The sequence below is a fragment of the Collinsella sp. LCP21S3_D3 genome, from assembly GCF_052118305.1.
Classification (GTDB): Bacteria; Actinomycetota; Coriobacteriia; order Coriobacteriales; family Coriobacteriaceae; genus Collinsella.
Genome location: NZ_JBQKHK010000030.1, coordinates 1 through 7,672, shown reverse-complemented (window position 1 = coordinate 7,672; position 7,672 = coordinate 1). Strand labels below are relative to the sequence as shown.

At 63.6% G+C, this 7,672-nt stretch carries 9 protein-coding genes; all 9 read right to left on the bottom strand.

Features of this window, described 5'->3' with window-relative positions; all coding sequences use genetic code 11:
• Positions 1 to 342 (bottom strand): hypothetical protein (locus tag ACTQ1S_RS08960; protein ID WP_441547537.1); only part of this gene is annotated, 342 nt, incomplete at its 3' end.
• Positions 342 to 749, bottom strand: coding sequence for a DUF6093 family protein (locus ACTQ1S_RS08955; RefSeq protein WP_441042210.1), 408 nt, complete (start codon positions 747 to 749; stop codon positions 342 to 344). The genes ACTQ1S_RS08960 and ACTQ1S_RS08955, both read right to left, overlap by 1 nt.
• Positions 736 to 1,125 (bottom strand): hypothetical protein, encoded by a 390-nt coding sequence (locus tag ACTQ1S_RS08950; protein WP_421016213.1) that lies wholly within the window; start codon positions 1,123 to 1,125, stop codon positions 736 to 738. Before ACTQ1S_RS08950 ends, ACTQ1S_RS08955 begins: the two co-directional genes overlap by 14 nt.
• A 4-nt stretch (positions 1,126 to 1,129) precedes the next feature.
• The gene (locus ACTQ1S_RS08945; protein WP_441042209.1) at positions 1,130 to 1,444 is read right to left on the bottom strand and encodes a hypothetical protein; all 315 of its coding nucleotides are present in this window, start codon (positions 1,442 to 1,444) and stop codon (positions 1,130 to 1,132) included.
• A 13-nt stretch (positions 1,445 to 1,457) separates the two neighbouring features.
• Complete coding sequence (locus tag ACTQ1S_RS08940; protein ID WP_441547536.1) at positions 1,458 to 2,357, bottom strand: major capsid protein; 900 nt, start codon at positions 2,355 to 2,357, stop codon at positions 1,458 to 1,460.
• A gap of 49 nt (positions 2,358 to 2,406) precedes the next feature.
• Entirely contained in the window at positions 2,407 to 2,943 is a 537-nt protein-coding gene (locus ACTQ1S_RS08935) for a hypothetical protein (protein ID WP_441042204.1), read from the bottom strand.
• Between the two features lie 44 nt (positions 2,944 to 2,987).
• Positions 2,988 to 4,112 carry a hypothetical protein gene (locus tag ACTQ1S_RS08930; protein WP_441042202.1) on the bottom strand — a complete coding sequence of 375 codons (1,125 nt, stop codon included), beginning with the start codon at positions 4,110 to 4,112 and terminating at the stop codon, positions 2,988 to 2,990.
• Positions 4,099 to 5,454: a phage portal protein gene (locus ACTQ1S_RS08925; protein WP_441042200.1), complete on the bottom strand. Its 1,356-nt coding sequence runs from the start codon at positions 5,452 to 5,454 to the stop codon at positions 4,099 to 4,101. The genes ACTQ1S_RS08930 and ACTQ1S_RS08925 overlap by 14 nt, the downstream gene beginning before the upstream one ends.
• Positions 5,455 to 5,476: 22 nt before the next feature.
• Positions 5,477 to 7,105 carry a hypothetical protein gene (locus ACTQ1S_RS08920; RefSeq protein ID WP_441029632.1) on the bottom strand — a complete coding sequence of 543 codons (1,629 nt, stop codon included), beginning with the start codon at positions 7,103 to 7,105 and terminating at the stop codon, positions 5,477 to 5,479.
• Between the last annotated feature and the right edge of the window lie 567 nt (positions 7,106 to 7,672).

The window sequence follows — 7,672 nt, the reverse complement described above, 5'->3', positions numbered from 1 at the left end:
CATGAACTCGGCTGTCTCGGCCTCCAGCGCCACACGCGGGTCAGGCAGCGTCCCACCGCCACCCCGCGAGCCCCCGAAGTAGGCGATGTTCGCAAGGTTGCCCGCACCCACCTTCACCGGCCCGATCTGCGAGCCGTACTCGTCAGAGTCAAGCTCGTAGTTGATGTGGGTGGACAGCTTGAAGTGCCGCGACTTCTCAGCCTCGGCACGCAGTTGATTCTTGATGTTCAGGGAGCCTTTGGCGACGATCAGCCTGACCTTCGCGAGCACTCGGACAGGCACCTGCGACATGTCAGCGACCGCTTCGCGGACCTCGGTTACGTCGATCGATGCACCAGCCATCAGGCCCCTTTCACGATCTCGTCCACGGATACCCGGTAGGCGGTCGCGAAGTCCTTGACCGGCCACGTTTGCGCGACACGGAACCTGCGCCCCACAAGCCCTGGATCGCAGGCGTGCATGCATGTCGCTATGTCGCCGAGTTGCGGCTTGTAGCGGCTAACCGGGAGATGGAGCTGCATCCGCTGCACGACAGCCGACGATGGGCCGATGGTGGTTGACTGCTCGTAGCCCTCGTAGGTTTGGAGCTTGCCTCGCCCCTCATAGACGACCTCTCGCATAGCCTGGTCGCTGTAGCCGGACTCGGACATCTCACCCGTGTCCCGCTCAATGCGCCATTGTGAGGTCATCAGCGATTCGGCCTGCGCCCTCAGTCCGGGCAGCTCGGCCCGCACGTCATCGAGCAACATGGCGGCCAGGTTCCCCGTATGGCGACACTGAGAACGCTCCGGTCTCGACCACTCCGAGGGCTTCCCACCATTCGGGGCGGATCTCGATCAGGCCGGTCGATGCTGCATAGCTGCGCATCACCGACGCGTCATCGACACGCACACTGACCTGCGTCACCGGATCGGGACGCCGCAGTCGCGCTGACACGGACTCTACGAGCACCATGCGCAACATGTCTTGGTCTAGTTGGTCGAGGCCACCCGTACGTCTCGCGATGGTCGCCTCAGCCCACTCAGTCCACAGCTCGGCCTGACGCGCTTCGGCATCGGTGAGGGGGCGGCCCAAATTCGCCTCCAGATCGCTCTGCGAGTAGCGCCTCGCCACCCCCTCACTCATTGAGTCACCCCTTCGGTACGGCGCTCGTCGCGCCCGTGTCATAGTTGTGGGTGACGGTGAACTCCTTGCCGGTCTGATCGAACGCTGAATACGTTTCCGACCGGTTGCCGCCAGCAGGTGTCGGGATAGAGGCAACCGGCTTGATCGCATTCACCGTCATGTGACCAGCAGCCGCAGCAGCGGCCTTGTCGGCCGGCGCTGAGCTGGCACGCTCCGCCGGGTCGAACGTGTCGGCGGGCGCGTCGCCTGCTGCGGTGGTCTGCGGCTTGTTTTGCGTCTGGTCATCCGCGATGCGGGTTGTTTTGGGTCGAGTAGCCATGATCCAGTTCCTCTCAGGCCTTCTGGACGCCACGCAGGCGAGCCGCGGCGCGGCCACCCTGCACGACAAGGCCGGGGTAGTAGTCGATGCGTGCACGGTAGGCAGGCTTCTCTTGCAACTCGCCGACCGTGTAGCAGTCGAGCGGGCCGTTCTGGATGCCCATCACACCAACCGAGCCGGTGTTCCAGGCGAACTTGATCGCGTACAGGTCGCCGCCGCCGACAGGCAGAGTCTTGCGCCCCGACCAGTGGTTGCCGGGGTCGATGAACGGCACGCCGTTCCAGGTCCATTCACGCTTGCCGGTCATCTCCGAGACGACGTACTCGGAGCCGCCGAGCTTGCGCGCAAGCGACTTGTACTTGCCGAGCAGATCACTCGACGTGTACACCACATCGGGGCCGCCGTCGACAGCCGCGAACAGGCTGTCGAGGTCGTCCAGAGCGGCGTCGCTAGTGAGGGCCGTAGTTGAGTCGATGACCTGCGACCCGACGAGCCGCTTCTTGAGACCATCGAACGACTTCGGATCAACCGCAGTGTCGCCGTTGAACATGGCGTCCACGTAGGTGGCCTGCGCCGACTCCAGCTTCATCCTGATCTGGTCAGCCAACAGCACGCCGCGAGCCGAACGCTTAGTGCGCTCGATGTAGCGGTCAACATCGGCGTCGCCACCCAGAATCACCAGATTCTCAGTGGCCTGATTGATGACACCGGTCGACTCGACGTACGCCTCATTGACGGTGCGGAACGCGGTGCCGGGAAGCACCTTGTCCTTGTCGTATGCGTAGGCGTTGCCCTCGATGTCCTCGAACGGCATCCTGTCCCACACCCACGACACTTGCGACGCGGTTTCGATGGCACCCCGGCGAACGGGGTCGGCCACCAACGTGGCGGCCTGTGCGAAAGTAACAGCCATAGCTGTTCACTCCTTTTCTGGTTTCGCTCGCCGGGGGTGGCGAGACGGCTTATTTCTTCCCCAGCGCCGCTTCGATGCCAGCAACCAGACGGTCGCGGCCCGGCAGCGGCTCAGGTTTGGGGGGCGCACCCTTGGAGCCTTGCGAGGCATCCGGTTTGGGGCGCGGGAAAACGGTGGCGTCGTCAGGCTCTTCACCCTTCTCGGCACCCTTCTGGGGTGCGAGGCGGGCAGCGAGCTTGGCTCGGGCCTGCGAATCAGTGACGGCCGCCAGCGCAGCACAATCGTCCTCATCAGTGATGCCGTGACGACGCGCCAACTCCGACACGTCGAGGCGGGTCGTCAAGTCGGCCACCTTCTCCGACAGGTCGGCATCCTTGCTGGCCTTCTGGTCGACTCCGAGCGCGGCCGCCAGCTTGTTGAAACGATCCTCCAGCGCCTTGCGCTTGTCGCGCTCCTTGGCCAGATCGGCGAGCACAGCGTTTTTCGAGTCGTCGTTTTTGAAATCGCCGCCAGAGTCTGGGGGGTGCGGCTGGTTGGTCGCTTCGACCTGCTCATCAGGCACGGCATTGCTTGCGGGGTTGGACATCTCGTCTCCCTCATGTTTTGTCCGGCGCATCTCGCCCCGGGTGGTCATGTGTAAATCTGGCCGCTTGTCGCAAACCAACGCTGATATGCCTTCTCCGCGGCGGCGATCTCGGAGGAATCGCCGCTCTTGCGAGCCGCATTCAGCCTCACCTTGGCGTCGTGCATGCGACGCTCCGCCGCAGTCATCGTGTACCTGTCGCCAGCCCTGACTCCGGCCGCATTTGCCTGCTCGACCGCATTCCGTGCTGCGACCCTCTTGCCGCCGCGACCGAATTGTCCGTACCCGGCAGCGCCGCCTCTCCCGAGCGGCACATTGGGGAGGATGTATCCGTGCTCCACCAGGAGGCGCACCGCCTCCTCCCGCGATTCCGCGATGCGGAAAATGCCGTCTGGGGTAAGCCTCTTCCCCGATCTACCCAAGGCGTTCCTCGCGGTTCCGTGCTTCGACATCCCCTCAGTAGTCAGCAGGTATGATTCGCGACTCTTCGAGCTTCTGCGATAAGCGTTGATCACCTGATTGACGTCCGCACCCTCATCTATCGCCCTGCGCTGCGCCTCAGTCAGGTCGTGAATCTGGCTAGGTGCGATCGATGACGAATAATCGGGCGGCGGCGCACTCAGCGCCGGACGATGCACACAGTCGCACAGTGGATGCCGCCGGAAACCCTCATTCCATCGGAACCACTTCCCAGCCAGCACTGCACACCTCTGGCAACACGGGGGCCGCACCAGACGCACCCACCCAGCTCGCGGCGTTGCCGCAATCGTCGCCTGCGTCGCAGCCCGACCAGCGTCAGCCACCATGGTCTTCGCGAGGCCCGCCATCCACTGACCACCAGCCGCCATACGCTCAGCCATCGGCCCCGATGCCGAACGCGCACGCACCACACCCGAGTACAGCAGCCCATCCAGCGAGCGGCCATCGGAGGCGAGACCGGCGAAGCTGCGCGGGTTGATCAGCGAGTCCACGCCCAGAGCGTCAGCCGCGAACTGGCCAGCACGCTCAGCAGCCCTCACCTGACCGGCAGCAACCGTCACTGACAGTCGCCGCGACACATCCGGCCAATCCTCAGGACGCCGCATGCCGTTACGCCAAATCCGCGACACCAGCACCTCGACGCCGCGCCCGGTCGCGATCTGCGCCAGATGGAAACTGTCAGCCGGTCCCACGTATCAGCTCCGATGCGAGCTGCATTTCAGGGTCGAGGTTCGCCTCGTTACGGAAATATCCCTCTTCGCGACGCTTTCGGGCGGGCGACCACCCCAACTCATCCCAAGCGCCTTCTCGGGACACGATGCCGGACTGCTTGGCCTTCACGACCGCGTCCATGCGCTGCGCCACCGTCGGGGTCGCCGGATTGTGCCAATCCACCCGCACCCTGTTGCCGGGGAGTTGCGTCTTAGTCGCGATCTGATAGGCGAGCGCAGCGGCCCATCCGACAGTCATACCCACCTCGGAGTTCTCCGCCTCACAGGTACGCACAAGCCGTTTCTCTTCGCCCACGATCGCGCCCTCAGCCGGAGGATTCGCTGTCGAGAGCCCGAAATACGAGATCGGGAAGCCCGTCGCCGCCGACATCTCGATCGCATACGCCTCCTGGGCGGCGCGGAAGTTCTTCAAATCGGAGGCGGTGAGTTGTCCGACCTTCGCCTGCGGGTTTGTGATTGTGTGAATCGCGTTGTAGTAGGCGGCCCATACCGGCAACGGCTCACCAGTCTTCGGGTCAACAAAATCGCCCTTCACGACCCCAGTCATGAAGATGCGGGGGATGCCATGCGACTCGACCGCGAACTGCAGGTTCGTCAGATTCCGGCACGAGCTGTCGATGATCGACCGCAGGCCCCTGGTCAGCGCCGTCCTCCCAACCCATGACCCTGAAACCCTCTTGTTGAGGTGCATGAACACTGGGACGACACCCATCCGGTGCTGGTCGCGGTCGACCTCGACCCACTTGCCGGTACGCGGCGACCACTCAACCCACACCGTTTCATCAGGCAGATACAGCGTCGCGAAACAAGGGGTGCGTCGAGTCACGGCATCCACGCCGTAGAACCGTGCAGCCGCCGTCACCATCTCGTGACGCTCATCAACAAGGCCAGCCATCTCACGCGGAGATTCGGCACGGATCAACGGCAGATCCGGATTCTTGTTATTGCCGCCCACCGTCAGGAACGCCCGACCAAACAGTCTGCGATCCCGATTGAACATCGCGAGCTGCACGTCGCCGTTCGACGCATCCCAGATAGCGCGCAACCGGTCATCGGCCTTCTCTTCGCCGGGGAGCACGAGGGCGCGCATCTGCTGGCGATCAACCACAGAGTCCACCACCACAGCCGCCCCCGACGTGATCACGTCATACTCGCGGCGATACTCAGGCGGCAACGCCAACCCGATATGCGTGAAGGCATGCTCCGTGTCGTAGTAGGACAGCAGCATGTCGTCAGAATCACGATGGGAACGTAGGTCGAGGTACAGCCGGTCAAGAGTTTGCAGCTCGTCAACACTCAGCACACGCAGCCACCCCTTTCGCGACTCATAGGAAGAAAATCGTTTCCTTGGCTTCGGTCGACCAACCGGCCGCCGCCATATCCGCGGCAGCCTCGTGCGCCAGCACGTCAGCCATCACCACATCGATCTTCAAATGCTCAGCCGGTTTGCCGAGAATGAACTTGTCGCCCGGTTTCGCGACCATCCGGGCCGCCAACGCCTGAGCCTTGAACACCTCATCCGGGGCGTGCGTCGTCAACCCCTCGGCCATGTCCTCCCGGTACCTGACCAGTGCTGGAAACATGCGCGCAATCGAGTTCGTCGGCCACTGCAGCACCACATCGTCACCGAACCTCGACGCCCACGCATCGGCCTGCGTTTCCCAGTGCCGCGGGTCGCAGTAGATGCGCCCCACCCTGTAGCGGCGCATCACCTCATCCACGGCGGCATCAACCTCGCCGCGAGGGATACGACCCTCCGGCCACTCCCTTGGGTTCCATACCGCTGGACGCTGATCTGGCCCATACGTTGGCGTGAACCGATGCCCGTCAATCGTCTGCAATCGCAGCGCCGTCCAGTCGCTCGACCGTGACCCGTCAAACCCGCCACACACCGCCGCGCCGTCCGGCACGTCGACCGCAAGCTCAGCAGCCTCCACCACAGCCTCAGGCAGGAACGCGCCCAAGCCTTGCACCAGCATGTTCCCAAAGAACCGCTTCGCCTGCGCCGGGTCGGTGTGCATCAACTCGGCGCACTCGGCCTCGATTGCCTCCAGATCAGCCCACGGCGACCCGCGATACACAAACCGCAGAATCTTCGCCCGCTCAGATTTCAGCTCAAACCTCAGGTCAGTGGGCGGCCTGCGGTAGAACCGGAAAATATCCTTCGATGATGACTCAAACGTCTGCTGAGCCGCCGAGTTCTCCATCGGGTCCCACGGGTTCGTCACCTCCAGGCCACGACCACCCATACCCGCCAAGCCGCGGCGCATATGCTGCCATACCTTGATCAGCTTGCCCGTGTACAGGCCTGACTCATCCGCCACCGCGAAATGGATGGGAGCGCCCACCTTCGAGTTCGGTGCAGCCGTGATCGGCAACACCTCGCCATTGTTCGGCGTGCGGATGAAATCCTCACGAACCCGCATCAGCTCCTGCAACGGGCCGCGCCTGATCATCTCTTGGAGCGGCGCGTAAATGTTGTCGGTCTGATCCTCAGCCGTCGCCAACAGTTGGATGCGGGACACCGGCCGCGGAATACCCATCGGCTCACCCGCATCGTAGGCGTAGACGAACCCGCAACCGCAGCCATGATCGACACACCGATACCGCTCGCCACCAACAGCCCAGCCAGCGAAAATGCACGGCCCGACAGCCTCGAACGGGATCAGCGACGCAGCCCACGGCGACTTCCCCGTCTTCTGCGGCCCCACCACCTGCGAACGGCGATACTGGAACGCTGGCGCACCCACCGGGCGGGCCTGGTTAAACACCGCCTTCGGCTTCACCCTGTAATGGTTGAGTGTGCACCACAACTGCCAGCCGTCATGCACAAACGGCTCACCCATCGACCAGCCGTCAGCGACCAGGCAGTGGGCCTCGATCCAGTCAGCAGACAGATACCCCAGAGTTGGCCACGCAACCGACCAGTCATCGTCAGGAAGCGAGGCCGCCATTGATCGCTCTCAGCTTCGAGCCGCGAGACCGCTTCGGCGTCGCAGCCTCAGCCTCGACTGACGAGGCGGTGCGGGTTGTGATCTTCCACCCCAGAGCTGCCAAACCAGCAGGCGTCAAGCCGATGTGCTCAGCGAAACGATGCAACTGCCCCAGCACCGGGGCCGACACGGTGGCGTCCTCACACCGGACAGACAGCCGAGTCCACATCGCCACCGAACGCACCAGCCACCCCGACACGTCCATCGACCACGCGCACGCCTGCGGAGTCCGCCACGCCCACTCCCATACCTCAGACTCACGATCAGTCACGTTGGGCAGTGGAAAGTCGGGCACCGGGCCGTCATAGCCGGACGCTGGCAAATCCTCCAGCCTGTAGCCGCGAGCATCAGACCGTGCAGAGTTCTCGTCCGGCATAGGCCCAGAGCGGATACGAGCACCTTTCGCCATGATTCTGGAGCCTCCTTTGCCGCATCTCACGGCAGAGAACGAGAGCGCGGCATCTCACCGCGCTTGGGAAAAATTTGAACCCGCCGGACTGTTTCGCCGGTGAGCGCACAAAACAGTCC